The organism is Methylobacterium sp. WL116 (assembly GCF_008039455.1).
Classification (GTDB): Bacteria; Pseudomonadota; Alphaproteobacteria; order Rhizobiales; family Beijerinckiaceae; genus Methylobacterium.
Genome location: NZ_VRUV01000883.1, coordinates 1 through 1,150, shown reverse-complemented (window position 1 = coordinate 1,150; position 1,150 = coordinate 1). Strand labels below are relative to the sequence as shown.

The 1,150-nt window shown below is 70.7% G+C and carries 2 protein-coding genes; one reads left to right on the top strand and one right to left on the bottom strand.

Annotated elements, in window-relative coordinates:
- Positions 1-388 (bottom strand): bestrophin (locus FV223_RS28160; protein WP_147729945.1); only part of this gene is annotated, 388 nt, incomplete at its 3' end.
- Positions 389-557: 169 nt separating this feature from the next.
- Between FV223_RS28160 and FV223_RS28155 the strand changes: the two genes are divergently transcribed.
- Positions 558-1,150: DUF2147 domain-containing protein (locus FV223_RS28155; protein ID WP_147729944.1), on the top strand; the 593-nt coding region annotated here is incomplete at its 3' end.

Genomic DNA, 1,150 nt, shown 5'->3' with positions numbered 1-1,150 from the left:
CGTGCAGGCCGTGGCCGAAGCCCGCGAGCCGGCGCAGGCCGGTGCGGCGGACCGCATCGTGCTCGGGGCCGGGCAGGAGGGCGACCAGGGTCCGGCTCAAGCCGCGCATCTCGACGATCAGCGCGCCCCACGCCTTCCGAGCCTCCCACCAGCGCTCGTAGCAGGCGTTGTTGCGGAAGCTGAGAAAGATCGAGAGCGCCAGCCCGATCAGGGTGAACGGGCCGATCCCGGCCGTCACCGGAAACCGTTCCGGAACGCGCTGCTCGACCGCGACCACCAGCGCGGCGAAGGCCGTCAGCCCGAGGACCTTCAGCGCCACCCGCGGCAGGATCGAGCCGCGCAGGGTGAACAGGATGGCGAAGAGGTTGGGACGGGGGCGAACGATCATGGATGGCAGGCTTAGCCGAAGCGGGTCGCTCCCGTCATCGGCCGTGCGGCACGGCGCGCCGAGGCACGGCCATGATCCCGTCATGTTCCGAGCGGATGGCGGGGCCCAGAGATTGGGCACGCGGGCGGGGCGAAGGCCACGGCGCGGGCGCGCGGAAGGAGTAGTGGGTATGACGGTTCGACGGATCGGCGCGGGAATCGGCGCCTGGGCCGGGCGTGCGATGGCGCTGGCCATGCTCTCGGGCATCGCGCACGCGGCGACGCCCGCGGACCCGAGCGGCACGTGGCTCACCGAGGACGGGCGTGCCCGCATCCGGGTGGAGAAGTGCGGCCCGAGCAACAAGAGCCTATGCGGCTACGTCGTGTGGCTGAAGGTGCCGCTCAACGACAAGGGCCAGCCGCGGGTCGACTTCAAGAACCCCGACGCGAGCAAGCAGACGCGCGCATCGCTGGGCCACCAGCTCATCATGGGGCTGAAGCCAAACGCCGACGCCCATTACGAGGGCAAGATCTACAATTCCGAGGACGGCAAGTCCTACGACGTGACGATCTGGTCCGACACCCCGGAGGAGCTGACCGTCCGCGGCTGCCTGATCGCCTTCCTGTGCAAGTCGCAGACCTGGAACCGCGTGACCGACGTGGTCGCCGGCCAGATGACCGGGCCGACGAACGGTCCGGGAGGCCCGCGCACCGATCCGGAATACATGGCCGCCAAGCCGGCCGCGACCGGCTCGACCGCCGCCAAGCCCGCAGCGGCGAAGCC